Consider the following 25,571-nt stretch of genomic DNA (forward strand, 5'->3'; position numbering starts at 1 on the left):
CAGCCCGCGACATCGCTCCAGGAGGGAAATCGATCAGCCATGACTATCGCACCCTTCGGGTCCCGACGCCGCCGCGGCGGCGGTCAGCTTGCGGCGATCCCGTACCGCTGGGATCCACGCCGGGAGATCGATGAGATCAACAGCAGGTTCGGCCAGCTGATGCAGGCGTTCATGGGCGAGAGCCCGGCGCTGGCGGCCGGCATCTCGGCGCTCGCGCCCCCGATCGACGTCGAGGAGACCGAGAACGCCTACATCGTCGACATCGACCTGCCCAACGTCGACCCGTCCGACGTCAGCCTCGAGATGCGCGGCGAGGAGCTGCGGATCTCCGGCACGTTCCAGCAGACCGACCGCGGCGGCGTGGTACGCCGGCAGAACCGGCCGACGGGCGAGTTCGAGTACGTCGTCGACCTGCCCGGCGACGTCGACGCGGAGCGCGTCGAGGCGACGTACACCAACGGCGTGCTGACGGTCAGCGTTGCCAAGGCCCGCGACGCTCAGCCGCGCCGCATCGAGATCCAGCGCAAGGCCGCACAGCAGGGCCAGCCGGGCCGACCGGGCCAGCCGGGCCAGCCGGGTGGTCAGCCGGGGCAACCGGGTCAGCCGAGGCCGACCGCGCCGCAGGGCCAGCAGACCCAGCAGGGGCAGCGGCGGTAGCAAGGCATTTGGTGGTGTGATCCCGATGGCAGTCGGGTTGGAACAGCTGTTGGCGCCGGTACGGGAGAGCCTCGGCGACGACGACGCCGCGCGACAGGCCGTCGCCGCGACGCTGCAGACGATCGCCGAACGGATCGGCAGCGACGAGGCGAGACATCTGGTCCCGGCCCTGCCGGAGGCGGCGGCGTGGCTGTTCACCTCCGGGCCCGCGCAGGGCTTCGACCCGGTCGAGTTCGTGAGCCGGGTCGCACGCCGGGAGGGCGCGCCCCGCGAGGTCGCCGAGCGGCACGCGTCCGTGGTGCTGACCGCGCTCGGCCAGACGCTGGACGACGAGGCCTACCGGCACCTCACCGAGCGGCTGCCGCACTCGTACGCCCCGCTGCTGCCGAGGGGCGAGTACGCCGGCGGCGGCGCCGCCCCGGACGAGTTCCTGACGACGGTGGCGACCCGCGCCGGGCTGCCACCGGCGGAGGCCGAGCGGGGCACCGAGGTGGTCCTGGAGACCCTGGCCCGGCGCATCGGCGGCGACGCCGACCACCTGACGACCTTCCTGCCGGTGCGGCTGCACCCCGCGCTGCGGCGCGGGCGGGCCGCACCGGCGCCCGACCTGGCCCCGGGCGATTTCGTCGCCGAGGTGGCGCGGCGCACCGGGCTGTCGCCGCAGGGTGCGACCCGGCTCGTCCGGGCGATCCTGTCGACCCTGCGGGAAATGGTCGGCGCCAAGGATTTCTTCGACGTGCAGGCGCAGCTGCCGGGCCGGTACAGAGGGCTGCTGCAGGCACCCTGACCGAGCGAGAGAGGTTGTTGCGATGGCCGGGACGAGCCACCCGAACACGCCTCGGGACGTCGGCAAGATGTTCCCCGGCAACCGTCCGTACCCGAGGCCGGGCGCCGATCGTGACACGCCGCCGCGCGCGACGGTGACGGTCGCGTCCTACCCCGAATACCTCGACGCCCAGCGTGCCGTGGACCGGCTCTCCGACGCGGGTTTCCCGGTCGACCGGGTCGCCATCGTCGGCGAGGACATCCGCCTGGTCGAGCGGGTGCTGGGCCGCATGACCGTCGGCCGGGCGGCACTCGCGGGCGCCGGCACGGGCGGGTGGTTCGGCCTGCTCGTCGGCGTGCTGCTGGGCATCTTCGCGGTGGGCGCCTGGTGGAAGGTCGTGGTCTTCGCCATCGTCGCCGGCCTGCTGTGGGGCGCCGTGTTCGGCGCGATCGCCCACGCCATGACCGGCGGCCAGCGAGACTTCGCGTCCGCGAGTGAGCTGCAGGCCGCCACGTACAAGCTGGTGGTCGACGCCGAGCACGCCGACCGGGCGCGCCAGCTGCTCACCGAGGGGAGTTGAGCCATGAAGTCACTTACATCGATCATTGCCGCCCCGCCCGGCTGGTACGCCCGGTGGCGTTTCGGCACACACAACACCGTGTCGTACCCCATCACGACGTGGGCGCTGGCCAGGGACACCGGCAGCGAGCACACCGTTGTCGTGGGGGTGGACACCAACGGGATGTGGCCCGGCGGGGACGACGAGCGGCCCGGCGGGGAGTTTCTGCGGTACATCTACGAGCCAGTCGAGGCCGGGACGCCGGACGACGTGTTCAACCCGGTGAAGAGCCCGGCCGACCTGGCGTCGGTCGGCTGACCGCCCCCGATCGGGCAGTGCTGGTCCGTGGCCGATCAGCAGTGCCGGCCGGTGGCGGCCCCGGTGGCGGCCGGATCCGCCGCCGGCGATGTCGTGGCGAGTTCCAGCGGGGCGCCAAACGAGCCCTCCGCCGCGGCGGCGAGGGAGGCGGCCGGCGACGCGACCGCCGAGGCCGCCGCGGACGTGCGGGCCGGCCCGGTCGTCTTCGCCGCGGTGGTGCCGGCCGCCGCGGCTCCCGGGCGCTGCACGGTGCCGGGGGTCAGCGTGATCCCGCTGAGCGTGGTGCGCCGGCCCGCGGTGTCGGTCACCCGGACCGTGAACGGCCCGTTGCCCGCGCCGCTCTCGGCGATCCAGTAGTTGTAGTCGGTGTGCCCGAGCGCCTTCCAGGCGCCGCCGGACTGCAGCTCGGCGCTCGCCAGCGGGTTGCTCGTGTTGTCGAAGCGCAGCGCCAGCCAGTACCGCGACGAACCTTCCTTGACCCGGACCGTCATCGGCCCCGGCACCGGCGGGTTGGCGACCTGGCTGTACGTGACCTTGATGATCCCGGCGCTCACGTCGCCGATGCGGGCGAACGCCTGCCTGCTCAGGTCGATGTGCCCGGCCGCGCACTCGGGGCACCGGTCGGTGACCTTGACGCGCACGGTCCCCTTCGGCCCTGTGACGTCGAGGTACCCGCCGCAGGCCGCCCCGGCCCGATACTCGGCGTTGCCGAGCGCGACCACCAGCGGCTCGGACACCTTGTCGAACGAGCAGTTGCCGCTGCCGTCGGCGGCATAGTAGGTCGCCTGCCCGGAGGTGGCCGCGACGGCCGCGCAGGCCGCCCCGGACGCCTGCGCGACGAGCGCCACGGTCGCGGCGCCGGCCACGACGACGCCGGCCCCGGCGATCACCCAGGTACGCCGGCCCCGCCACCACGGCACGGCCGGCACGCTGTCGTCCACCACGCCGGCATCGTATCGACGCAGCACGGGCCGCACCCGCAAGCAAAGCAAACCTTAAAGGTCGACCCAACATCGTTACAGACCGTGACGGAAAGGTGTCGGTGCGGGTGAAGCCGGGTAGCCGGGCAGGTATGCGCAGGGACTGCTACCCGCGGCCCGTCTCCGACCCGGAGGCGCTCGGGCTACCCGGTACCGCGGACCCCGACTCCACCGCGTGGGACGACGTCGACTCGCCCCGCATCGCCGACGGCCCCGACCCCGGCCCGCTCCCGCTCGACCGCGACGACACGCCGGTCGCCGTGGACCACTACGGCACGACGGCCTGGGAGGCGCGGGCCGGCGAGCCGCTGGCGCTCAAGCTCGACCGGGAGGTGCCCGAGGACGACGGGTCCGGCGGGCCGGCGCCGGACGAGGAGGACGAGGACGTGCCGGCGCTGCCGCCGCACTCCCACGCCTCCGTGTACGACCTCGGCGGCGGCCTGCGCGACGAGCTGGTCGGCCGGCTCGTGCAGCCCGGCGAGGGCGGCCTGCGCGACGACGAGCCGGACGCGATCGCGCGCGACGCCGGGGCCGCGGGCGGCGGGCCGAGCGCCGAGGAGCTCGCCATGCACCCGATACGGGCGCCGGACTGACGCTACGGCAGCTTCTCCTGGTACTCCCGCATCGCTTGGTACTCCCGCATCGCTCGCCGCGCGAACACCTGCTGGAAGGTCGAGACGCGCTCCGAGCGGCCGCGGCCGATGAAGCTCACGAACCAGTGCATGACCGCGGTGACCCGGTTCTTGAAGCCGACCAGGTACAACAAGTGCACCACGAGCCACAGTAGCCAGCCGAGCAGGCCGGAGAAGTGGAACCGGCCGACGCTCGCCACGGCCGAGAAGCGCGAAATGGTCGCGAGGCTGCCCTTGTCGTGATACTTGAACGGCTGCCCGGTCGGCTCGCCGGCCAGGCGCTTGCGGATCTGCCCGGCCGCGTGCCGCCCGCTCTGGATCGCCACCTGCGCCACGCCCGGCAGCTTGTCCATCGCCATCATGTCGCCGATCGCGAAGATCTCCGGGTGCCCGGGCACGGTGGTGTCCGGGTTGACGACCAGCCGGCCGGCCCGGTCGGTCTGCGCCCCGGTCGCCTCGGCGAGCTGCCGGGACAGCGCGGGCGCGGCCACGCCGGCCGCCCAGATCTTGGTGACCGACTCGATGCGGCGCCGCCCGTCCGACGTCTCCACCTCGATGCCGGTCTCGTCGACGTCGATGACCTTCGTGTTGAGCTCCACCTCGACGCCGAGCTTGTGCAACTGGCGCAGCGCCTGGGTGGAGAGGTGGTCGCCGAACGTGGACAGGACCGTGGGCAGCGCGTCGAGGAGGATGATGCGCGCCTGCCGAGGGTCGATGTTGTGGTACTGCCCCGGCAGGTGCCGGTGCGCGAGCTCCGCGATCTGCCCGGCCATCTCCACGCCGGTCGGGCCGGCGCCGACCACGACGAAGGTCAGCAGGCGCTCGATCACGGCCGGATCGGTCTCCAGCTCGGCGAGCTCGAACGCGCCGAAGATGCGCCCGCGCAGCTCGAGGGCGTCGTCGATGCTCTTCATGCCGGGCGCGAACTCGGCGAACTCGTTCTTGCCGAAGTACGACTGCGACGCGCCGGCCGCCACGATCAGCGAGTCGTACTCCACCTCATAGCCGATCCCCGGCGCGACAACGGAGACCTTCCGGGCCTGCGGGTCGACTCGCGTCACGGTGCCGAGCAGCGTCTTGACGTTCTTCTGCCGCTTGAGGATCTCCCGGATCGGCGGCGCGATCTCGCCCTCCGACAGGATGCCGGTCGCCATCTGGTACAGCAGCGGCTGGAACAGGTGGTGCGCGGTGCCGTTGATGAGGGTGATGTCGACCGGCGCGCCCTTGAGCGCCTTGGTCGCGAACAGCCCCCCGAATCCGGCGCCGACGATGACGACCCGGTGCCGCTTCTCCGCACGCTCTTCCATGTGCATCTCCCGATGGGGCATTGGACCGTGCAAATCAAGTACACCACCACACGCGGCCCGCGGCGGTGTGTCGTCCACTACGCGGGCAGCAGCCCGCGCACGTACGCGGCCTGGCCCACGTGCTGAGTGTCGTCGTCGAGCACGCTGACGAGCCGCACACCGAGCGACACCGGCGGGTCCCACCGCTCGTCGACGATCCGGTCGAGGTCCTCGGGCGCGAGCCGGGTCAGGAACGCGTGCGTGCGGGCGTACACCGCGTCGAAGTACTCCAGCAGCGCGTCCGGCGACTCCGGGCGTACGGCCGCCACCTGGTCCGGGGTGTGCCCGTAACCGTTGTCGTGGGCCTGCGCCTTGAGCCCGAACCGCGACGCGTGGTCGCCGGTCATCCACAGCTGCTCGGCCCCGTCCAGCAGGTCGGTGACATGGTCGTCCTGCACCCGGGTGAGGTGCCAGACCAGCCAGCCGATCGAGTTGGCGCCCGGCCTCGGCGCCCAGCACAGCTGCTCGGCGTCGAGCCCCTCGACGGCGCCGCGCACCAGCTCGGGCAGCCGCCCGAAGCCCTCGACCAGCAGTTCGTTCACCTGCATCGCCCTCGTCCCCCTTCCGGTTCACCCAAACGGTCATTACCCATCTCTGGACGACAAATTAGCCCATGCGCGGGGAGAGTTGGCCGGGCTGCTCCTGGCCACCGCGGCAAGTCGTGTAACGCCGGCGGGCGAACCGCCCAAGTACGCGGTGAAGGGCACGCTTACTAGTCCGGGAGGTGCAGTGGGAGTAACGAAACCGGAGTTCGCGCGAAGTCCCGAGGCGTTCGAGGCGTTCTACCGGCAGTACGTCGGGGACGTGAGCCGGTTCGTCGCGCGCCGCGTCGACGATCCGTACACCGCCGCCGATCTCACCGCCGACGTGTTCGTGGCGGTCATCGGCTCGGCGCACACCTACCGGCCGGAGCGGGGCAGCCTGCTCGGGTGGGTGTACGGGGTCGCGCACAACGTGGTCGCGGCCGAGCGGCGCCGGGCGTGGCGGGAGAGCGCGGCCGGGCGACGCATCGCCGGGCGACGGCTGCTCGAGCCGGCCGACATCGCGCGGCTCGAGGAGCGCATCGACGCCGAGAGCGCGGCCCGCCGGGTGTATCGCGCGCTCGAAGGGGTGCCGGAGAGCACCCGCCGCCTGCTGGAGCTCGTCGCCGTCGACGGGCTGTCCACGGCCGAGGCGGCCGCGGCACTGGGGGTTTCGCCGATCGCCGCCCGCGTGCGGCTGCACCGGGCGCGCAGGCAGCTGCGCGACCTGCTCGAGGAGTCCGTCGCATTCGTCGGTACCGGAGGTGGCATTCATGGTTACGCGTGAGAGCGGCTTCGAGGAGCGGCTGCTCAACGAGCTCAAGGCGGTCGTCGCCGAGCGGACGCAGGAGACGGGGGCGGTACCCGCGCGCCGCGGCCGGCGGCGGCTCGTCGTCGCCGGGGTCACGGCCGGGGTTGCCGCGGTGGCGGTGGCCGCGACGGCGGCGGTCGAGTCGAACTCGGCGGCTTACGCGGTGGAGCGCGACCCCGACGGCTCGGTCCGGGTCTCGATCTTCGACTACCGCGACCCGGAGGGGCTGCGGCAGCGGCTCGCCTCGTTCGGCGTGCGCGCCGCCGTGAACTTCCTGCCGGCGGGGCAGGCCTGCCGCGAGCCGCGCGCCGACTACGTGCCGCGGGACCGGATGCCGCTCGCCCTCGTCGACTTCTCGCCGCTCGGGAGCGACCGGAGCTACTTCCGGGTGCGCCCGCAGTACATCGGCGAGAACCAGACGTTCGTGTACACCGTCCAGGTCGACAAGCGCCGGCACGAGCAGCGCTTCGCGATCCGGCTGGCGAACGGGCCGGTCGCGCCCTGCACGCCGGTGCCGGGCGACGTGGTGCCGTCGCACCGGTGAGCGGCGCGGCGCTCGCGTGGTCACGCATCGAGTAGACATCGTCACGTGACGGTGGCGAGATTATTCCGGGCTGATTCACGTTTTGAAAGCCCGTGAATATCGATCGAGGGTATCGACAAGGGTTTCAACCGATGCAATGAGGGTGGGCGACGCGCTGCGATGAGCTGGTCACTGATTGCCTGCACGAGAGGTGTCGATGAAGCTCATCTCGCTCGTGTCCCGCGTCGCCGTCGCGACCGTCGTGACCACCACCGTGGCCGGCTTCGCGGCCGTGGCCACCCCGGCGGCGGTCACGGCCGCGCACCGGCCGGCCTTCAAGCTCCGCCCGGCGATCACCGGACACGTCCAGAAGGTGTCCCGTACCGCACCGCTGTCCACGTCCGACTGCCTCGCGCAGATCGGCATCCACTGCTACTCGCCGCTGCAGTACCGCACGGCGTACAACCTCAACCCGCTGTACGCCCGCGGCATCACGGGCAAGGGGCGCACCATCGTCATCGTCGACTCGTTCGGTTCGCCGACGATTCAGCACGACCTCGAGGTGTTCGACGCGCAGTTCGGGCTGCCGAACACGACCGTGCAGGTCGTCAAGGCCGGCAACGTCCCGCCGTTCGACCCGGCCAACGCCGACCACGTCGGCTGGGCCCAGGAGACCACGCTCGACGTGGAGTACGCCCACGCGATCGCGCCCGACGCCAAGATCGTGCTCGTGGAGACCGCGGTCGCGGAGACCGAGGGTGTGACCGGCCTGCCAGAGATGATGGACGCCGAGAAGGCGCTCATCGACAAGGGCGTCGGGGACGTCGTCTCGCAGAGCTTCGGGGCCACCGAGAACACGTTCCCGGGCTTCGACAAGGGCGACTTCTCCAGCCTGCTCAAGCTGCGCTACGCCTACATCGACGCGGCGCTGCACGGCGTCACGGTGCTCGCCGCCTCGGGCGACGCCGGGGCGACGGACTACCAGGACAACGGCGAGGACCTCTACACCTATCCGGTCAACTCCTGGCCGTCGTCGGACCCGCTGGTCACCTCGATCGGCGGTACACAGCTCAACCTCGACGACTCGGGCAAGCGCATCTCGCCCGACGTGGTGTGGAACGACGGCTACGGTGCCGGCGGCGGCGGTCTGTCGCACGTCTTCCCGCGCCCGCTGTTCCAGGCCGGGGTCCGCTCGGTCGTGGGCAACCACCGCGGCACGCCGGACATCTCGATGAGCTCCGCGGTCGACGGCGGCGCGTGGGTGTACTACTCCTTCGTGGGCGCCAACTCGCCGTGGCACATCTTCGGCGGCACCAGCGAGGCGACCCCGATCTTCTCGGGCATCGTCGCGCTGGCCGACCAGCAGGCGGGCCGCCGCCTGGGCGACATCAACGCGGCGCTGTACCTGCTCGGCGCCGGCAGCACCCAGACCCACCTGCCGACCGGCCTGGTCGACGTGACCTCGGGCGACAACAGCTTCGAGGGCGTCACGGGCTTCCCGGCGGGCCCGGGCTACGACCTCAGCTCCGGCTGGGGCACGATCGACGCGAACAAGTTCGTGTCCGCGCTGGCACTGCTCTGACGCGCTGACGCGAGAACGGCGCGACCCCACGGGGGCCGCGCCGTTCTTGAGTTTCCTCGATGTTCCGGTCGAGCGCTTCCGGCCGGTCAGGCGACGAACTTGACGTTCTGCCGGCGGCGGTACACCACGAACAGCACGACGCCCGCGGCGACCATCGCGGCACCCGCGCCGCCGAGCAGCCAGGTGTCGGAGCCGGTCACCGGCAGCGGCGGGGTGGTGGGCGACGCGCTGAGCGACGGCCGGGGGGACGGCGACGCCGAGGCGCTGGCGGAGGGCGTGACGCTGGCGGGGCAGGCCCGGACCAGGTCGAAGGTCGAGCGCCCGCTCAGCAGCGGCTCGGTGATGGCGGCGCCCGCGAACAGGCCCCAGCCGGCCGGGGTCTTGACCCAGCCGCCGTCGGTGACCAGCTTGCCGGTGACACCGTCCGGCGCCGGGGCCTGCGGCAGTTGGATGGCGCCCTTCGTGGTCAGCTTCGGCTGGGTCTTCGCGGTCATCGCCTTGGCGAGGGCCTCCGGGTCATCCGGAGCGTCGCCCAGGTCGAAGGTGAAGACGCCGCCCGAGTTGAGGATCAGCGGGAAGATGTCGGTCGGCTCGTCGATGTCACCCTTGAAGAAGATCAGCAGGTACTGCAGGTCGGTGTACTCGCCCGCGGGCTTGCTGAACAGCCAGCCGTCCTTGCCGGCGACCGGGGAACCGGTGTCGATGCCGGCACAGCCCTTGTTGGGCGCCGTGGCGGCCCACACCCCGGTGTCGGGGATGTTCAAGATGGCGCCAGGAAAGTCGTCATCGCCCGCGGCGTGGGCCGGCGTGCCGAGCCCGCCGATGAACAGTGCCGTGACAGCGGCCGCGGCGGCGGCCCGGACGATCCCCCGAAGCTTCATAGAGTCCTCATCATTCGCAGGCTCACAATGACCTGGGAAATCTCCCAGCCTTCTCCGAGGTTCGCAACGCGCACTATTCGGACTTAATCGGCCCATAAGATTGCATGCGGGGCACCGGCACCCGACAGGTCTGTCCGAACGGCCGATGTCCCGCTCCGGGCCCCCATTACGGCGCGCTGCCGATCACCGACGGGCTGTTCACCGTCATGGCGACTGCCGTCGGTGGCGGTCGACGTAAAGTACGGACCATGCGAACCGCGGCCGGCGTGCCATGAGGGACGCCGACGCGGCGGTCGAGGCCCGGCCCGACAGCGGGGCAATCCCGGCCGAGGGCTCCGGGCCCGGCTACCGGAGGCTCGCCCGGAACTCGGCGATCGCGGCGGGGGCCGTCGTCGGCAACGGCCTGCTGAGCGCGGCGATCCTGGCGGTGTGCGCGGCGCACGGGCAGACCGGCGAGATCGCGGCCTACACGGTGGTCACCTCGGCGCTGGCCTTCGTGCTCATCATCGTCGGCGGCGGGTCGGCGCTGCTGTACCTCAACGGCACCGAGGAGCAGCGCTCGGCCGTGCGCAGCCAGTGGACGCTCGTGGTGGTGCCCGCCCTGCTGCTCGGCGCGCTGCTCGTCGGCGAGTTCTACCGGCGGCGGGGCTACAGCGCGCCCGCGTTGGCGGCGGCGGGCGTGGTCGTGCTCGGCAACGGCCTCGCCCAGCTGCAGGTCGCCGACTTCAGCCGGCAGATGCGGTTTCTCGCCAACGCCGTGCTGATCTGCGGCAGCAAGGCGTCGTCGCTGGTCATGGTCCTGCTCGGGGTGCCGCTCACCGTCGCGCTGGCCACCGCCGGGCTGGCGCAGCTCGCCGTCGGCGAGGTCATCCTCGGCAGGCACGGTTCGTTACGGCGCCACCACTTCCGGCGGCTGTCCCTCCGGCACGCCCGCTCGGCGTACGGCTCGGGCCGGCACCTGTTCGGCTTCGCCGTCGGCGACCTGTACGTGGCCCGGCTGCCCACGGTCGTGCTGTCGCTGGTCGCGACGCCCGCGGTCATGGGCAGCTTCGGGGCGGTCGTCACCGCGTACCAGGCCATCGGCGGTGTGATGCAGTCGGCGCTGCAGGTCCCGATGGTCGCCCGGGCGCGCAACCGGCTGGGCATCGAGCACTCGAGGCACCCCGCCCACTTCTCGGTCGCGGTCGCGCTGGCCTGCGCGATCCCCATGGCGGCGGCCGTCGCCTGGCTCTCACCCTGGCTCACCGGCACGCTCCTCTCGCTGCCCCACCGCCAGGCCGCCGAGTGGCTGGCCGTGTTCATGCTCGCGCTGCCGTTCATGGCGGTGACGCGGGCGTTCATGTTCGACGGCATCGGCGACGGCCACTACGGCCGGGCAACGAGGGCGGTCGTGCTGCTGGCGGCGCTGCTGACGGTGGCCGTCGCGGTCGGGGTGCCCCGGTTCGGGCCGCTGGGTGCGGCCGGCGCCACCGCGGCGGCCGAGATGCTCGCCCTCGCCGTCATCCTGCTCTTCGGGCGCCGCCTCGGCCTGTGGCAGACGACCGAGTAGGGCCTGAAGAAGGCTTGGTGAGCGGGGCGGCCCCCGTTGTGTCTCATGCCGCCCCGCAACCCGAGTGCCATCCTGGGGAGGAACGATGCCGTGGCGCTGCGGTCGCACTGCGGTGGACTGCCGTACCGCTGCCGTGACCCCGGCCAACCGCGCTGACCAGGGCGAGCGCGCACCCCCATCGGCGGGATCGCGGCCGTAGACTGAGCGCCGCGATGCGGGGGCCGAGGCGGAGGGGCGGGTTGGACGACCAGGCGGCAGTCGATCAACCGATCCGGTTCGAGATCCTGGGGCCGCTCCGGGCCTGGCAGGGCACGGAGGAGCTGGAACTCGGGCCGACCAAGCAGCGAGCCGTGCTGGCATTCCTGCTACTCAACGCCAACACGTCGGCCTCCATCGCGCACATCATCGACGCGGTGTGGGGCGACGAACCGCCGGAGAACGGCCCGAACGTGGTCCAGAAGTACGTCGGGGGCCTGCGCCGGATCTTGGAGCCGAACCGGTCGCCCCGCGCGCCGGGCCAGCTGATCAGCCGCACGGACGTCGGGTACCGCCTCTCGGTCGATCCCGACCACCTCGACATCGAGACCTTCCGCGACCTGGTCCGGGAGGCGCACGCGGCCCGCGCCGGCGGCGATCCGGCGACCGCCGCGGAGCTGCTCGTGCGGGCGAATGGCCTGTGGCGCGGGGAGCCGCTGGCCGGGTTGGCCGGGCCAGCGTTCGACGCGGCCCGCACCCGGCTGGAGGAGGACCGCGCGTCGGCCCTGGAGACGTGGGCCGACCTGGAGGTCACGTTCGGGGAACCGTCCCAGGTCGTGCCGGCGCTGCTGCGCCTGGTCGCCGAGTATCCGCTGCGGGAACAGCTGCGGTACCTGCTGATCCTGGCGCTGTACCGGGCCGGCCGGCAGGCCGAGGCGCTGGCGGCGTACCGCGAGGCCCGGCAGTTCCTCGCCGACGAGTTCGGGGTCGACCCCGGCGAACGGCTGCAGGACCTGCACCGCCGGATGCTGCGCGCCGATCCGGCGCTGGCGCCCTCGCCGGCGACGGTTTCGGCGGTCCCGGTCTCGCCGCCGGTGACCCTGGTGCCACTTCCCCCGCCGGTGGCCGCAATGGCGTTCCCGCCGCCGGCCCACCCGTTCGGCCGGGACAGCCCGCCCTGGTGGCAGGTGCTCGCCCGGGTGCTCGGCGCGCTCGTCCCGCTCTTGAGCTGCGGCTTCGGCAGCTGGGCGGTCATCGGCGTGTACGCCGCGCTCCGGCGCAGCATCCTGCAGGGGGTCGCGGCGGCCGGCTACCTGGTCCTGGTGTTCCTCGCCCTGGAGTACACCGGCCACGACGGCGACACGCTGGAGACGATCGGCGTGCTCTCGATGCTGGTCGCCTTCTTCGGCGGCGCGGTGCACGCCGGCGTGCTCGGGTGGCTCGGCCCGCGCCGGCGGGCGCCGGAGCGACTGGCACGGCAGGAGACGGCGCATGCCATCTTCCAGTACTCCCCGTCGATCGCCCGGCAGCTGCACATCGGTCGGCCGGACCTCCCGATGGTGCTCGACGACGGCGGCGTGCTCGACGTCAACACGGCGCCGGACTGGCTGATCGCGGCCCTGCCGGGCATCGGCCCGGCCGACGCGGCGGCCGTCATACGGGCCCGGAACGCCTACGGCGCCCTGCCGTCGCTGGACCACCTGCTGACGACCGCGCGCTTCAGCCGGCGCAAGGTTCGCATCCTGCGCGAGCTACTGATCTTCGCGCCGCCGCCGGCCGCGGGCGATCCCGGGCCCGGCCCGTTCACGACGGGGGCCGCGCCGGTTCCTCATGCCGCGGGCCGGTAGCCCGGTCAGGGCTGTTCGGGCTTCGTGGCCGCCACCGGTTTGGGGGGCTTGCGGATGCGCTCGCGGGTGAGGATCCAGAGGGCCTCCACGCCGTCGCGCCAGGTGATCTTCTTGCCCTGCTCGCGGGTGCGGGCGCGATAGGCGATCGGGATCTCGTAGGGGCGGATGCCCCGGCGCAGGAGCTTGCCGGTGACCTCGGCCTCCATGCCGAAGCCCTTGGACTTGACGGCCAGGGACCGGTACAGCTCGACCGGCATGAGCTTGAAACAGGTCTCCAGGTCGCTGAGGTAGCAGTTGAACAGGATGTTGGCGGCCGTGGTGACGGCCTTGTTGCCCATCACGTACCAGAACGAGAACGAGCTGTGGCTGCCGAACGTGCGGTTGCCGTAGACGACGTCGATCTGACCGTCGAGGACCGGCCTGAGCAGGCGCGGGATGTCCTCCGGGTCGTACTCCAGGTCGGCGTCGAGGATCACCATGTGGGTGCCCGTCGTGTGCTCGACGGCGGTGCGTATCGCGGCGCCCTTGCCCCGGTTCACCGGGTGCGTGACCGCCTGCAGCCGGGGGTCGGTGGCGCGGCGCAGGATCTCGGCGGTGCGGTCGCTGCTGCCGTCGTCGACCACGACGAGCTCGAAGTCGCACGGGTACTGCACGTTGAGCGCCTGTTTGAGCGCCTCTTCGAGGCGCGCCTCTTCGTTGAAGACCGGCATCAGGATGGACAGCTTCACGGTTGTCTCCGGGGAGGACGATTCAAGGGGGGAGGCCCAGCGGCTTGCGGGCAGCCAGCACCGCGACGCACCCGGCGACGGCCGACACGCTACCGGCACGGCACTGCGACAGCGATGCGGCGACCCCCGGACCGCGGCCTCCGTCTGCATGCTCACCGGGCAGATCCCGTTCAAACCGTCGCCGTGGTGACCGCTGCGCCTTCCTGACCGCCGGCGCCGGCGATCGCCGGGTTGCCGGCGGGCGGACCGTCCGCGACGGCGGGCCGGTGCCAGGCCACCACCGCCCAGCAGGCGGCGCTCGCGCAGGCCAGGACCACGATCGAGATCAGGACCCGGTCGACCGAGGTGCTCAGGTGCCACCGCAGCGGCATCGGCGTCACCATGTAGATCAGCGTCAGGGCGGCCCAGTACAGCGCGGCGACCGCCCACAGCCACAGGTCGCCGGCCAGCCCGAACTCCCGCCGGCGGCGGCGCAGGACCAGCATCCCGAGCACGGCGGCCGCGGCGGCGAACCCCACGACCCGGTCGACCCGGCCGGCCATCGTCGACAAGATCACCGGGAATCGCCCCACGGTGTCCGGATCGCCGTGCAGCAGTTCGCCGAACCGGCCGCCCGCCAGCACGTCCGTCCGCGCGCCGAGGACCCGGGCGGTGACCGACCAGACCCCGGCGGCCGCCACCGGCAGCCAGGTCCACCCGACCTGGCGGAGACTCCGGCGGTACTTCACGCTGCCCACCACCGCGAGCGCGACCACCATGCTCAGCCCCTCGTTCTTCATCAGCGCGGCGGAGCACAGCGGCAGCATCGTCAGCGGCAGGATCCGGCGATCGAACGGCTCCCTGCCGAACAGCAGCAGCACCGTGCCGGCGGCGAAGGCGGTCGCGCACATCGCGTCGCTGAACCCGGCGGTCGGTACCAACCACAGCGGGCTGAAGGCCGAGTAGCCGACCGCGATCGCTGCCGGCCACGACACCAGCGCCGGCCCGGACGCGGTGACCAGCCGGACGGCGTAGACCACCGCGGCGGTCGCGGCAAAGGTCACGACCCCGGTGACGATCCCGGCCGGGTAGAAGTCGCGCGTACCGAAGGTCTGCCAGACCAGCGCCACCGCCGAGGACGCCAGGGGCGGGTAGTCCTGGTGGCTGAACGCCAGGGCCTGGCTGCCGATCGCGTCCCGGGCAAACCCGCCGCCCTCGGCGAAGTAGCCCGCGTGCAGCCACCAGATGAAGTGCGCGTCCCACGACGTGGGCTGCTGGAAGATCGGCAGGAAGGGCGGCGTCAGCGGCACGGTCAGCAGCAGCGCGTCGCGCCACGAGCCGTGCGGCGCCCGCGGCCGGTCGCGCAGCCGCCACGCCAGAAACCCGGTCAGCACCAACACCGCCGCCACCCACACCAGCAGCGGCCCACCGAAGATCAACATCGGGATCACCGCGACGGCCGTGACCATCGCGCCCGCGAGCGGCGCGAGCACCAGCGCCAGCGGCAGCGCCCGGGTCAGCGCGAAGCCGAGCGGCAGCCCGACGACCATCAACAGCACGACACCGAGCAGGCTGGTCATCCGGCCACCGGCTTCCGGATCACCAGCCGGACGCCGTGGGGCGCGGCCCGGTCGAACTTCCGCCGCACCTCCAGGTCACCCTGCCCGGACACCACCACGATGCCGTGCAACGTGGCGAACTCGACCAGGCGCATGTCCCACTCAGGGTTGTCGTCGACGACCACCACCCGCGTGCCCGCCGGCACCTGCCGTTCCATCTCGGCGCTGACGTACTCCAACTGCTCCCGGAACAGCCGCGACCCATCGTTCGGGCTGGTGTTGCGCACCGTTTCGACGCCGGCGCGGGTCGAGAACGCCGCCGGCCGCATGGCCTGCAGCAACGCCGCCGCGCACAACGCCACGACCAGCAGCCGAAGCCCGAAGCGAAATGCCCCTTCGCCCCTGTCCGGCCTGGGCAGTAATCGTCGCAACACGCTCATTCCTCCCCCGCGTACCGCCGCCACCAGGGCAACCCGCGATCGCCCTAGACTTTCGCGGTCCGCCGCGGCGGCGTAGCTTCACGGGCATAGATCACCCCGTGGCCGCCCGGGTTCAGCCCGTCACGTGGCCTTCTTCCTCGCCGCGGCGGTCACCCTTGCGGCCGCGGCCGCCTTCCGGGTCGTCGCCGCAGACCGGCGGGCCGCGGTCGCGGCCTTGCGGACGCCGCCCCCCGCTCGCGCCGTCCCGGTGGCAGGCGGGGCGAGCAGCGGGAAACGGCGGCGGCCCTGCACCGCGAAGATCTCCAGACCGCCTCCGGGCAGCAGCGCGCCGACATACCGCTCGAGCAGGTCGAGCGTGATGTTCGACGAACGTTCGATAGCGGCGACGCGCGGCTGGGACACCCCGATGCGTGCGGCGACCTCGGCCTGACTCAGCCCCGCCCGCTCACGCAGCGCCGTCAGCCCGGCGGCCAGGCGCAACTCCTCCTCCACCTCGGACACGCGTTCCGCCGCGCCCTCGGCCGCCAGGACCCGGGCCTCCCAATCCTTCAGGCTCATCGTCGACCCCTCCTCCTCGCCGCCGGCAGACGGCCGCCCCGGCCCGTCGGCTGCTTACGTTGCACGGCCAGCTCCGCCTGGTGCTCACTGAACCGCTGATCGGCGATCGGGATGTTCATCTCATACCAGCCCGACCAGTTGCCGTTCTTGTCCCCGCCCAGGAGCAGGATGGCCTGCCGCCGCACGTCGAAAGCGAACAACACGCGCACCTCGGTGCGGCCGGTGGACCCGGGCCGCAACTCCTTCATGTTGGCGTGCCGACTGCCATCGATCACGTCCACCAGCGGCCGCCCCAGGGCTGGCCCCTGGTCCCGGAGCACCCTGATCGCCGCGAGCAGCGCCTCGGCGTCCGCCTGATCCAGGCCGTCGGCCCACTTCTCGCACTCGGGATGGAACTCAACGACCCAGTCCCCCGACGCCATGCCATAACAATAGTGTTATAGCTGCGGGCGAACAAGGAGGCGACCGTGGCGGCGGCGGGGCGGCTGCGGCGGCGCGCGCGCCTCTCCCGGTCGCAGAACGTCTTCGGCAAGGGTCTGCTCGCCCTGCTGTCGCGCAACAAGCTCGACGACGACACGTGGGACGAGATCGAGGAGACTTTGGTCGGCGTCAGCGGGTCCGGCAAGACCACCACCAGCGGCAAGATCGCCCGGCTGCTGGTGGCCGACGGGCACACCGTCGTGCTGGGCACGGCCGACACCTTCCGCGGCGTCGCCGCCGGCCGGGGCGTGGACACGGTCGTCATCGACACCGCGGGCCGGCCGCTGGACAAGGCCGGCCTGACGAACGAGCTGGGCAAGGTCAGGCGGGTCGTGGAGCGGCACGGGTCGGTGAGCGAGACGCTGCTCGTCGTCGACGCACCACCGGTCAGCGCGGGCTGGAGCAGGCCCGGGTCTTCACCGAAGCGGCGGACGTCACCGGGGTCGTACTGACCAAGCTCGACAGCACCGCGAAGGCCGGAATCGTCATCGCGGTCCAGCGCCAGCTCGGCATCCCGGTGAAGCTGGTCGGGCTGGGCGACGGACCGGACGACCTCGCACCGTTCGACGCCCGGCAGTTCGTCGACGCACTCCTCGGCACCGGCGCTTAACTTGGACGTTTTCCAAATTCACTCAAGAACACGCGCCGTGTTCTTGCTATCAACGGCCCGAATCAATCGGCCGCCATTTCGGGCAAATGGTGAAAGCGCGGGTCGAACTCCGGCGGGCATCGGGGCAACCGCCGATCCAACTCCGCTGTTACCATGGCGCTGCCCCCGAGCCGATCATGATGTTCAAATTCGCGCGCCACCCCCGGTTTGTGCCGCGTCACAAATGCCGTGATCCGCTCGAAATGCCCGACGCGGAGGTATCCATGACCGTACGTCAACGGCTGCTGTCGAGCCTGATGGCGATCGTCGTCGTCGCGTCAGTGGCCGCGATCGCCGTCGTCACGGCTGTCGCCGGCCTCCCGGCGGCGAGTTCGGCCGCCGTACCACGCGGATTCCAGGAGCAGATCGTGCTGGCCGGCCTGAACCGGCCGACGGCCGTCAGATTCTCTCCCGACGGGCGGATCTTCGTCGCCGAGAAGCGCGGTGTGATCAAGGTTTTCCAAAACCTTGCGGACACCAACCCGACCGTCTTCGCCGACCTGACCGTGAACGTGCACAACTCGAGCGACCGTGGCCTGCTCGGGCTGGCCCTGCCGCCGGACTTCCCAGCGAACCCCTGGGTGTACGTGCTCTACAGCTACGACGCCCCGCTCGGCGGCACGGCACCGGTCTACAACGACAACTGTGGCGAGCTCGCGAACCTCGCCGCATGTGTGATCAGCGGGCGGCTGTCCCGGCTGCGGGCCAACGGCGACACCATGACCGGCACCGAGCAGGTGCTGATCTCGGACTGGTGCCAGCAGTACACGAGCCACTCGGTCGGTGACCTTGCGTTCGGCCCGGACGGTGCGCTGTACGTGACCGGCGGTGAAGGCGCCAACTTCAGCGCGGCCGACTACGGGCAGTTCGGCACCCCGCCCAACCCGTGCGGTGACCCGGTCAACGAGGGCGGGGCCCTGCGAGCGCAGGACGTGCGCACCAGCGGCGACCCGACCGGGCTCAGCGGGGCACTGCTGCGGCTGGACCCGAACACCGGCGCGGCCATGCCCAGCAACGCGAACGCCAAAGACCCGGATCTGAACACCCGGCGCATCGTGGCCTACGGCCTCCGCAACCCGTTCCGCATGACGATCCGGCCCGGCACCAACGAGGTCTGGGTCGCGGACGTGGGATGGTCCAGGTGGGAGGAGATCAACCGGGTCGTCTCGCCGACGGCCCCCATGACCAACTTCGGCTGGCCATGCTTCGAGGGCCCGGAACGGCAGCCGGCGTTCGAAGGCGCCGGGCTCCCGCTGTGTACGTCGCTGTACGGCGGCACGCAAACGGCTGCGCCGTACTACTCCTGGCGGCACGGCAAAGATGTGGTGCCCGGCGACGGATGCGGCACCGGCGGCTCGTCGGCGACCGGCGTGGCCTTCTACCCGAACTCGGGTCCGTACCCCGCGGCGTACCGTGGCGCCCTGTTCTTCGCCGACTACTCGCGCAACTGCATTTGGGCGATGAAGGCCCCCAGCGCCGGCGCGCTGCCGAACCCCGCCAACGTCGAGACGTTCGTGACGAACGCGGCCGGCCCGGTCGACCTGCAGATCGGGCCCGGCGGCGAGCTGTACTACGTGGACCTCAACGGCGGGACCATCAGGCGGCTGCGGTACTACGACGGCAACGTGCCCCCGATCGCGGCCATCACCGCCTCACCGACCAGCGGCCAGCTCCCCCTCACCGTGAACTTCGACGGAAGCGGCTCGACGGACCCCGACCCGGCGGACGCCGGCCGGCTCACCTACGGCTGGGACTTCACCAACGACGGGACGATCGACGCCACGGGCGACAAGGTGTCGTTCACCTACACAACCCCGGGCGTCTATACCGCCCGATTGCGGGTGACCGACACGGTCGGCGCCACCAACGACAAAACGATCACCATTCTCGCCGGCGTCGGCGCACCGGTCGCCACCATCGACAGCCCGGCCGAGGGGACCACCTGGGCGACCGGGGACACCATCAATTTCTCCGGCCACGCGACGGACGCTCAGGACGGGGACATCCCGGCCTCGAAGCTGAGCTGGCAGGTCCGCCTGCAGCACTGTGCCACGCTGAACAACTGTCACCAGCACGTCCTCGCGGATTTCGTCGGCGCGAGCGGATCGTTCATCGCCCCGGACCACGAATACCCCTCGTACGTCGAACTGGCCCTCACCGCCACCGACTCGAAGGGCCTCTCGCACACGACGGTACGGCGGCTGGATCCGAAGACCGTGGACATGACATTCGTGACCAGCCCGCCCGGGCTCAATCTGACCGTCGGCACGGAAAACCAGTCCACACCGTTCACGCTGCGCCTCATCCAGGGCTCGACGACGACGGTGAGCGCACCGACGCCGCAGATCATCTCGCCCAACCAGTACAACTTCGCGAAGTGGTCGGACAGCGGGGCCCAGACCCACGTGATCACCGCGCCGGCCGCGCCGAGCACGCTGACCGCGACCTACAGCTCGACCCCGGTGACCAACCTCGCCCTCAACAAGGTGGCGACCGGCACCCAGTCGTGCAGCCTTTCGGAGACCCCGGACAAGGCGGTCAACGGGAGCTGGTCCGCCGGCATCACCGACTGGTGGTGCGGCTCGCCGTCGGTCACCGACAAGTGGCTGCAGGTGGACCTCGGCAAGTCGTACACCGTGAACTCGATCGTGGTCCGGCACTCGGGCGCCGGCGGTCAGTCGACCGGCTGGAACACCAAGGACTACGACATCCTGCTGTCCAGCGACGGCTCGACCTGGCGCACCGGGGCGACCGTCCGCGGTAACACCGCCGACGTGACCACGAGCGACGTGTCCGGCACGGCCCGGTACGTCAAGCTGAGGATCATCACCCCGAGCAACAGCGGCAACCTCGCCGCACGCATCTTCGAGCTCGAGGTGTTGGGCTCCGCCGGCTCCACCCAGCCCGACCTGACCAACCTGGCGCTCAACAGACCGGCCACCGGCACCCAGTCGTGCAGCCTGTCGGAGACCCCGGACAAGGCGGTCAACGGGAGCTGGACGAACGGCATCACCGACTGGTGGTGCGGCTCGCCGCAGGTCACCGACAAGTGGCTGCAGGTGGACCTGGGCGCCAAGTACAAGATGAACTCCGTGCTGGTCCGGCACGCGGGTGCGGGTGGTCAGTCGACCGGCTGGAACACCAAGGACTACGACATCCTGCTGTCCGACGACGGCTCGACCTGGCGCACCGGGGCGAGCGTCCGCGACAACACCGCGAACGTCACCACCAGCCCGGTGACCGGGACCGCGCGGTACGTGAAGCTGAAGATCATCACCCCGAGCAACAGCGGCAACCTCGCCGCACGCATCTTCGAGCTCGAGGTGATGGGCTCGGGTCCCGAGCCGGACCTGGTGAACCTGGCGCTCAACAAGCCGGCCACCGGTACCCAGTCCTGCAGCCTTTCGGAGGGCCCGGACAAGGCGGTCAACGGGAGCTGGACGAACGGCATCACCGACTGGTGGTGCGGCTCGCCGTCGGTCACCGACAAGTGGCTGCAGGTGGACCTCGGCAAGTCGTACACCCTGGACTCCGTGGTGGTCCGGCACGCGGGCGCCGGCGGCCAGTCGTCCGGCTGGAACACCAAGGACTACGACATCCTGCTGTCCGACGACGGCTCGACCTGGCGCACCGGGGCGAGCGTGTGGCGTAACTCCGCCGACGTGACCACGAGCGACGTGACCGGCACGGCCCGGTACGTCAAGCTGAAGATCATCACCCCGAGCAACAGCGGCAACCTCGCGGCCCGCATCTTCGAACTCGAGGTGATGGGGCCGGGGGCTCCGCCGCCGCAGTTGACCAACGTGGCACGGGGCAAGCCGGCGACCGGGACCCAGTCCTGCAGCCTGTCGGAGACGCCGGACAAGGCGGTCAACGGGAGCTGGACGGGTGGGACCACCGACTGGTGGTGCGGCTCGCCGCAGGTCACCGACAAGTGGCTGCAGGTGGACCTCGGCAAGTCGTACGCCCTGAACTCCGTGGTGGTCCGGCACGCGGGCGCCGGCGGCCAGTCGGCCGGCTGGAACACCAAGGACTACGACATCCTGGTCAGCCAGGACGGGACGAATTGGACCACGGCGGCGAGCGTTCGCGACAACACGGCGAACGTCACGACGAGCATGGTGTCGAACACGGCCCGGTACGTCCGGTTGAAGATCATCACCCCGAGCAACAGCGGCAACCTCGCGGCCCGCATCTTCCAGCTCGAGGTGCTCGCGCCCGCGTCCTGATGGTCGCGGCGACGGATGTCCGCGAAGCCGGGCATCCGTCGCCGTTGCCGCCAGGCCGAGTCCGGCTTTGACTCCCGGCTCTCGGCTGTGCTTGCATGCCCACTCCCTGGCCGGATCTCCGCGGAGGCGTCGTGTTCGAATCCCTGGGGCGGTTCGTCGCCCAGCGCCGATGGTTCGTCGTGGCACTCTGGGTGGCGGCCCTGGTCGTCGGTGTGGCCGCCGGCGGCAAACTGTTCGACCGGCTGCAGCCGGTGGACGCGCTGAGCCGCAATGCCGAGGCGGCCAGGGCCGAGCAACTGATCATGCAGTACTCCGAGGACGGACCCGTGATCTTCGCGGTGATCCGGGACGTCGAGCTGACCGACCCGGATCTCGTGCGCTCGGTGAGCGAGGCCGCGATCGAGCTGCGCCGCCTGCCGGGCGTGGTCGAGGTCTACGATCCGTTCACCATGCGGGCCGCTCCGACCGGGTCGGACAACCGCAGCACGATCGTGGTGGTCAAGCTGGCCGAAGGGCTCGCCCCGGCGGACCTCGAGGGCCTCGAGAATCGCGTCCGGAACCGGCTGCACCGGATCCATGCGCCGTCGGTGCTCGTGGGCGGGAACCATCTCGCCGAACGGGCCTTCGGCGAACAGGCCGTACGTGATCTCGCCGTGGGGGAATCGATCTCGTTCGGGCTGCTCGTGCTGGCCCTGATCGTGATCTTCGGCGGGATCGTGGCGGCGAGCCTGCCCCTGGCCGCGGCGATCGTCGGGGTGAGCGTCACGTTTCTGGTACTGCTGGCCCTCAGCCTCCTCGGCCCGGTGGGCGAGTTCTCGCTCAACATCGTCACCCTGCTCGGGCTCGGCCTGGCCGTCGACTACGCGCTGCTGATCGTCGCGCGCTACCGGGAGGAGCTGGCCAAGGGCGCCGACCGGCACACGGCGATCGCGATCGCCATGCGGCACGCCGGACATGCCGTGGCCATCTCCGGTCTCGCGGTGACCGTGGCGCTGGCCGGTCTCGCGGCCTTCGCCGAGCCGTTGCTGGCCTCGATGGCGGTGGGTGGCCTGGTCGTGGTGCTGCTGGTCACCGTCCTGGCCCTGACGCTGGTACCCGCGCTCATCGCCATCGCGGGCCGGTTCATCCCCGCCGCGGGTGCACAGACCTGGGTGGCCCGGGCGCTCGCGCGGCTGCGGATCGGCAACCGGTCCGGCCGGCGGGAGCGTGCGTCACTGCTGGTCCGGCTGGCGACCGTGTCGCAGCGGCGGCCGGCCCTCGTGGCGCTGCTGGTGACGGTGGTGCTGCTCGTCCTCGCGGCACCGTTGCTGGGCGCCAACTTCGGCAACTCCGACGCCCGGTCCCTCCCCTCCTCGCTGGAGGAGCGACAGGCCTTCGACGCGCGCAAGACGCTGTTCACCAAGGGCGAGCCGGAGCCCGTGACCGTGGTCGCGACGGTGGATCCGGCCAGCGCGGCCGCCCGGGACTACCTCAACGACCTCCTCAAAATGCCGGGCGTCGTACGGCTCACCGTGCGCGACGAGGTGGCCCCCGGCGCACTCATCATCGATCTCACCCCGTCGGGCGCCACCGCCGGCGAGCAGTCGCGGGCGCTGGTCCGGGCGATTCGCGCCGACCGGCCGGCGTTCAATGTCCTGGTCGCGGGCGAGGCGGCGAAGGTGGTGGACTACCAGGACTCGGTCCTGGGTCGCCTGCCCTACGCGGTCGGCGTCGTAGTGGTGGCCATGTTGCTGCTGCTGTACGCGTTGACCCAGTCGGTCGTGGTGCCGATCAAGGCGATGCTGTTCAACGCGCTCACCTTCCTGGCCACGCTGGGTTCGCTGGTGGCGATCTTCCAGTGGGGCTGGGGCGAGCCGGTGCTGCGGTTCGACTCGTGGGGAGCGATCGACCTCACCACGCCGCTGCTGCTGTTCGTCTTCATCTTCGGCCTGTCGATGGACTACGAGGTCTTCCTGCTCTCACGGATCCGGGAGGAGTACCTTCGCCGGCCGGACAACGACCGGGCGGTCCTGACCGGCATCGCCCGGTCCGGACCGGTGGTCACGGCCGCGGCGGTGTGCATCACGATCGTCTTTCTCGGCTTCGCCGCGGGTGGGCTCGTCGCGGTGAAGGAGATCGGGGTCGGCATGGCCATCGCGGTCGTCCTCGACGTGACCGTCGTACGCGGCCTGCTGCTCCCGTCGGTGATGACCCTGCTCGGCGACCTGAACTGGTGGTCGCCGAGCCTGTCCGCCCGGCGGTCGTCCCGGCACCGACCGCCCGGTGGTGCCGGGGCTCGGCAGGGGCGAGATCTGCACCGGCTGGGGCAGGGCCGCTGAGATCAGCTTGTGGCGCCGGCCGCGTCTTCCTCGGTCACGGGAACTCTGCAGATCATTCCCAGCGGCACTTAAGGTTGGCAATTTCACCTTATTGAATGGGATTGAGCCGCGAGCGACGCCTGGGTGCGCTGCTCGGCCGTACGCCGCTGAGCGTCAAACTCGTCGTGGCGGTCCTCGGGCTGGTCACGGGCGCGGTGTCGCTCATGGGCGCGGCCACCGTGACGGTGCTGCGCGAGGAGCTGACCAGCCGCGTCGACGATCAGCTCGCCGATCTCGGAGAACAGGCACGCGGACAGATCTCGGCCGGCCACACCGAATTGGTCTTCCACGTGCCCCAGGATCACGAGCAGGGCGTGCAGATCCCCGATCCGTACATCTTCGAATCCTTGGCGGCGAACGGAAGCCTCGTGGACTCCCGGCCGGCCCCGCTGCCCGCCGACGCGCCCGAACTGACCGGCGCCGGTCTCTCCGAGATCGGGCCGTTCACGCTCCGTGCCCGCACCGGATCGACCAGATGGAGGGTCCTCGTCGTCGCCGCGCCGGACGGGCAGCACGTCGTCATCGCGGCAAATCTGTCCGATGTGGACCGCACGGTCGGCCGGCTCATCTGGCTCGTGCTGCTCGTCGGGCTGAGCATCGTGGCGATGGTGGCCGGTGTGGGCATCTGGCTCGTCCGGAGCAGCCTGCGACCGCTCGCACACATCGAGCGGACCGCGACGGCGATCGCGGCCGGAGACCTGTCGCAACGAGCGCCCGAGCAGGATCCGCGCACCGAGGTCGGACGGCTCGGCCACGCATTCAACGTGATGATCGCGCGGATCGAGCATGCGTTCACGGCCCAGTTGGCCTCCGAGGCGACCGCCCGCTCGTCGGAGGCCCGCGCCGTGCGATCGGAGCAGAAGATGCGCCAGTTCGTCGCCGACGCGTCCCACGAGCTGCGCACACCGCTCACCGTCATCCGTGGTTCTGCCGAGCTGTACCGGCACGGCGCCGTACAAAATCAAGAGGACGTCGCGTCTCTGCTCAGGCGAATCGAGGACCAGGCGCGGCGCATGAGCGTCCTCGTGGACGACCTCCTGCTCCTCGCCCGCCTCGACCAGCAACGCCCGCTCGCCGCGGAGCCGGTTGACCTGGTGGCACTGGCGGCGGACGTCATCGACAGCTCCCACGCGGTGGCCCCAGACCGGCCACTGGCGCTGGACGTCGCCACCCCGGCGCCGCTGATCGTCATCGGCGACGAGCACCGCCTCCGCCAGGTCATCGCCAACCTGGTCACCAACGCGATCACCCACACCGCCGCCGAAGCCGAGGTGACGGTGCGCATCTCCCGCCGGCAGGACCAGGCTGTCGTCGAGGTGATCGATACCGGGGAAGGCCTGAGCCCGCAACAGACGCAACGCGTCTTCGAACGGTTCTACCGCGCGGATCCCGCCCGTACCCGAACCGACGCGACAACCGGCGCCGGGCTCGGCCTGGCGATCGTCGCCGCGATCGTCGCGGCACATGCCGGCGCCGCCGAGGTCGACAGCACCCCCGGCCGGACCACCACGTTCCGCATCATCCTGCCGATGCCCGCCGCCGGCGCCGGCCGGCCCTGACCGGTCTCTTGCGAAGGGCACGTGTCCGGCGTTCGCCGGCTGTTCGTCATCGTGGCACCGGCTCGACGCGCGCCCGCGGTCCAAT

22 protein-coding genes and 1 pseudogene are annotated in these 25,571 nt (G+C 71.3%); 14 read left to right on the top strand and 9 right to left on the bottom strand.

Annotated features, from left to right (window positions below):
* The first annotated feature begins 39 nt into the window (after positions 1–39).
* The 4 genes from ACGFI8_RS35770 to ACGFI8_RS35785 all read left to right on the top strand — a co-directional run bounded on the left by ACGFI8_RS35770 (position 40) and on the right by ACGFI8_RS35785 (position 2,300).
* On the top strand, positions 40–657 hold the full coding sequence (locus ACGFI8_RS35770; protein ID WP_392811404.1) for an Hsp20/alpha crystallin family protein: 618 nt from the start codon (positions 40–42) through the stop codon (positions 655–657).
* A 25-nt stretch (positions 658–682) separates the two neighbouring features.
* On the top strand, positions 683–1,444 hold the full coding sequence (locus ACGFI8_RS35775) for a DUF2267 domain-containing protein (RefSeq protein ID WP_392811406.1): 762 nt from the start codon (positions 683–685) through the stop codon (positions 1,442–1,444).
* A gap of 67 nt (positions 1,445–1,511) precedes the next feature.
* Entirely contained in the window at positions 1,512–2,003 is a 492-nt protein-coding gene (locus tag ACGFI8_RS35780) for a general stress protein (protein WP_392811462.1), read from the top strand.
* Between the two features lie 3 nt (positions 2,004–2,006).
* Entirely contained in the window at positions 2,007–2,300 is a 294-nt protein-coding gene (locus ACGFI8_RS35785; RefSeq protein ID WP_392811408.1) for a hypothetical protein, read from the top strand.
* A 35-nt stretch (positions 2,301–2,335) separates the two neighbouring features.
* On the opposite strand, the gene ACGFI8_RS35790 is transcribed toward ACGFI8_RS35785, so the two are convergent.
* Positions 2,336–3,244 (bottom strand): expansin EXLX1 family cellulose-binding protein, encoded by a 909-nt coding sequence (locus ACGFI8_RS35790; protein WP_392811409.1) that lies wholly within the window; start codon positions 3,242–3,244, stop codon positions 2,336–2,338.
* Positions 3,245–3,372: 128 nt separating this feature from the next.
* On the opposite strand from ACGFI8_RS35790, the gene ACGFI8_RS35795 reads away from it, so the two are divergent.
* Positions 3,373–3,873: a DUF5709 domain-containing protein gene (locus ACGFI8_RS35795; RefSeq protein WP_392811464.1), complete on the top strand. Its 501-nt coding sequence runs from the start codon at positions 3,373–3,375 to the stop codon at positions 3,871–3,873.
* A gap of 2 nt (positions 3,874–3,875) precedes the next feature.
* Here the strand turns inward: ACGFI8_RS35795 and ACGFI8_RS35800 are convergent, their stop codons facing one another.
* Together ACGFI8_RS35800 and ACGFI8_RS35805 are read right to left on the bottom strand one after the other, a co-directional pair.
* Complete coding sequence (locus tag ACGFI8_RS35800; protein ID WP_392811410.1) at positions 3,876–5,219, bottom strand: NAD(P)/FAD-dependent oxidoreductase; 1,344 nt, start codon at positions 5,217–5,219, stop codon at positions 3,876–3,878.
* Between the two features lie 77 nt (positions 5,220–5,296).
* Entirely contained in the window at positions 5,297–5,806 is a 510-nt protein-coding gene (locus ACGFI8_RS35805) for a DinB family protein (protein ID WP_392811412.1), read from the bottom strand.
* Positions 5,807–5,987: 181 nt separating this feature from the next.
* Here ACGFI8_RS35805 and ACGFI8_RS35810 point away from each other — a divergent pair, with 181 nt between their 5' ends.
* The 3 genes from ACGFI8_RS35810 to ACGFI8_RS35820 all read left to right on the top strand — a co-directional run bounded on the left by ACGFI8_RS35810 (position 5,988) and on the right by ACGFI8_RS35820 (position 8,695).
* Positions 5,988–6,566, top strand: coding sequence for an RNA polymerase sigma factor (locus tag ACGFI8_RS35810; RefSeq protein WP_392811415.1), 579 nt, complete (start codon positions 5,988–5,990; stop codon positions 6,564–6,566).
* The gene (locus tag ACGFI8_RS35815; RefSeq protein ID WP_392811417.1) at positions 6,553–7,134 is read left to right on the top strand and encodes a hypothetical protein; all 582 of its coding nucleotides are present in this window, start codon (positions 6,553–6,555) and stop codon (positions 7,132–7,134) included. The genes ACGFI8_RS35810 and ACGFI8_RS35815 overlap by 14 nt, the downstream gene beginning before the upstream one ends.
* A 196-nt stretch (positions 7,135–7,330) precedes the next feature.
* Positions 7,331–8,695, top strand: a complete 1,365-nt coding sequence (locus tag ACGFI8_RS35820) for a S8 family serine peptidase (protein WP_392811418.1) — start codon at positions 7,331–7,333, stop codon at positions 8,693–8,695.
* 86 nt (positions 8,696–8,781) lie between these two features.
* On the opposite strand, the gene ACGFI8_RS35825 is transcribed toward ACGFI8_RS35820, so the two are convergent.
* On the bottom strand, positions 8,782–9,576 hold the full coding sequence (locus ACGFI8_RS35825) for an LPXTG cell wall anchor domain-containing protein (protein WP_392811420.1): 795 nt from the start codon (positions 9,574–9,576) through the stop codon (positions 8,782–8,784).
* A gap of 271 nt (positions 9,577–9,847) precedes the next feature.
* On the opposite strand from ACGFI8_RS35825, the gene ACGFI8_RS35830 reads away from it, so the two are divergent.
* Both ACGFI8_RS35830 and ACGFI8_RS35835 read left to right on the top strand, forming a co-directional pair.
* Entirely contained in the window at positions 9,848–11,125 is a 1,278-nt protein-coding gene (locus ACGFI8_RS35830; protein WP_392811422.1) for a lipopolysaccharide biosynthesis protein, read from the top strand.
* Between the two features lie 239 nt (positions 11,126–11,364).
* Positions 11,365–12,948, top strand: a complete 1,584-nt coding sequence (locus ACGFI8_RS35835; RefSeq protein ID WP_392811423.1) for a BTAD domain-containing putative transcriptional regulator — start codon at positions 11,365–11,367, stop codon at positions 12,946–12,948.
* Positions 12,949–12,953: 5 nt separating this feature from the next.
* Here ACGFI8_RS35835 and ACGFI8_RS35840 read toward each other — a convergent pair whose 3' ends face one another.
* The 5 genes from ACGFI8_RS35840 to ACGFI8_RS35860 all read right to left on the bottom strand — a co-directional run bounded on the left by ACGFI8_RS35840 (position 12,954) and on the right by ACGFI8_RS35860 (position 16,634).
* On the bottom strand, positions 12,954–13,676 hold the full coding sequence (locus tag ACGFI8_RS35840; RefSeq protein WP_392811424.1) for a glycosyltransferase family 2 protein: 723 nt from the start codon (positions 13,674–13,676) through the stop codon (positions 12,954–12,956).
* A gap of 170 nt (positions 13,677–13,846) precedes the next feature.
* The gene (locus ACGFI8_RS35845) at positions 13,847–15,235 is read right to left on the bottom strand and encodes a hypothetical protein (RefSeq protein ID WP_392811426.1); all 1,389 of its coding nucleotides are present in this window, start codon (positions 15,233–15,235) and stop codon (positions 13,847–13,849) included.
* Positions 15,232–15,648, bottom strand: a complete 417-nt coding sequence (locus ACGFI8_RS35850) for a hypothetical protein (RefSeq protein ID WP_392811427.1) — start codon at positions 15,646–15,648, stop codon at positions 15,232–15,234. The genes ACGFI8_RS35845 and ACGFI8_RS35850 overlap by 4 nt, the downstream gene beginning before the upstream one ends.
* A gap of 126 nt (positions 15,649–15,774) precedes the next feature.
* Positions 15,775–16,212, bottom strand: a complete 438-nt coding sequence (locus tag ACGFI8_RS35855; RefSeq protein WP_392811429.1) for a helix-turn-helix domain-containing protein — start codon at positions 16,210–16,212, stop codon at positions 15,775–15,777.
* Positions 16,209–16,634: a type II toxin-antitoxin system RelE/ParE family toxin gene (locus tag ACGFI8_RS35860; protein WP_392811431.1), complete on the bottom strand. Its 426-nt coding sequence runs from the start codon at positions 16,632–16,634 to the stop codon at positions 16,209–16,211. The genes ACGFI8_RS35855 and ACGFI8_RS35860 overlap by 4 nt, the downstream gene beginning before the upstream one ends.
* Positions 16,635–16,670: 36 nt before the next feature.
* Between ACGFI8_RS35860 and ACGFI8_RS35865 the strand changes: the two are divergent.
* The 4 genes and pseudogenes from ACGFI8_RS35865 to ACGFI8_RS35880 form a co-directional block, all read left to right on the top strand.
* Positions 16,671–17,302, top strand: a pseudogene (locus tag ACGFI8_RS35865) (signal recognition particle-docking protein FtsY); the annotation flags it as partial.
* A 263-nt stretch (positions 17,303–17,565) separates the two neighbouring features.
* Positions 17,566–21,570 (top strand): discoidin domain-containing protein, encoded by a 4,005-nt coding sequence (locus tag ACGFI8_RS35870; RefSeq protein WP_392811432.1) that lies wholly within the window; start codon positions 17,566–17,568, stop codon positions 21,568–21,570.
* 131 nt (positions 21,571–21,701) lie between these two features.
* Entirely contained in the window at positions 21,702–23,888 is a 2,187-nt protein-coding gene (locus ACGFI8_RS35875) for an MMPL family transporter (protein ID WP_392811434.1), read from the top strand.
* Between the two features lie 95 nt (positions 23,889–23,983).
* On the top strand, positions 23,984–25,486 hold the full coding sequence (locus ACGFI8_RS35880; protein ID WP_392811435.1) for a sensor histidine kinase: 1,503 nt from the start codon (positions 23,984–23,986) through the stop codon (positions 25,484–25,486).
* Positions 25,487–25,571 lie beyond the last annotated feature (85 nt).

The organism is Dactylosporangium sp. NPDC048998, assembly GCF_043197855.1.
GTDB lineage: Bacteria > Actinomycetota > Actinomycetes > Mycobacteriales > Micromonosporaceae > Dactylosporangium.

Coding starts and splice junctions, on each gene's coding strand:
- ACGFI8_RS35770 (WP_392811404.1), top strand. CDS start 40: ATGACTATCGCACCCTTCGGGTCCCGACGCCGCCGCGGCGGCGGTCAG.
- ACGFI8_RS35855 (WP_392811429.1), bottom strand. CDS start 16,212: ATGAGCCTGAAGGATTGGGAGGCCCGGGTCCTGGCGGCCGAGGGCGCG.
- ACGFI8_RS35880 (WP_392811435.1), top strand. CDS start 23,984: ATGGGATTGAGCCGCGAGCGACGCCTGGGTGCGCTGCTCGGCCGTACG.
- ACGFI8_RS35825 (WP_392811420.1), bottom strand. CDS start 9,576: ATGAAGCTTCGGGGGATCGTCCGGGCCGCCGCCGCGGCCGCTGTCACG.
- ACGFI8_RS35820 (WP_392811418.1), top strand. CDS start 7,331: ATGAAGCTCATCTCGCTCGTGTCCCGCGTCGCCGTCGCGACCGTCGTG.
- ACGFI8_RS35845 (WP_392811426.1), bottom strand. CDS start 15,235: ATGACCAGCCTGCTCGGTGTCGTGCTGTTGATGGTCGTCGGGCTGCCG.
- ACGFI8_RS35775 (WP_392811406.1), top strand. CDS start 683: ATGGCAGTCGGGTTGGAACAGCTGTTGGCGCCGGTACGGGAGAGCCTC.
- ACGFI8_RS35795 (WP_392811464.1), top strand. CDS start 3,373: ATGCGCAGGGACTGCTACCCGCGGCCCGTCTCCGACCCGGAGGCGCTC.
- ACGFI8_RS35860 (WP_392811431.1), bottom strand. CDS start 16,634: ATGGCGTCGGGGGACTGGGTCGTTGAGTTCCATCCCGAGTGCGAGAAG.
- ACGFI8_RS35800 (WP_392811410.1), bottom strand. CDS start 5,219: ATGGAAGAGCGTGCGGAGAAGCGGCACCGGGTCGTCATCGTCGGCGCC.
- ACGFI8_RS35870 (WP_392811432.1), top strand. CDS start 17,566: ATGACCGTACGTCAACGGCTGCTGTCGAGCCTGATGGCGATCGTCGTC.
- ACGFI8_RS35780 (WP_392811462.1), top strand. CDS start 1,512: ATGTTCCCCGGCAACCGTCCGTACCCGAGGCCGGGCGCCGATCGTGAC.
- ACGFI8_RS35815 (WP_392811417.1), top strand. CDS start 6,553: ATGGTTACGCGTGAGAGCGGCTTCGAGGAGCGGCTGCTCAACGAGCTC.
- ACGFI8_RS35805 (WP_392811412.1), bottom strand. CDS start 5,806: ATGCAGGTGAACGAACTGCTGGTCGAGGGCTTCGGGCGGCTGCCCGAG.
- ACGFI8_RS35785 (WP_392811408.1), top strand. CDS start 2,007: ATGAAGTCACTTACATCGATCATTGCCGCCCCGCCCGGCTGGTACGCC.
- ACGFI8_RS35830 (WP_392811422.1), top strand. CDS start 9,848: ATGAGGGACGCCGACGCGGCGGTCGAGGCCCGGCCCGACAGCGGGGCA.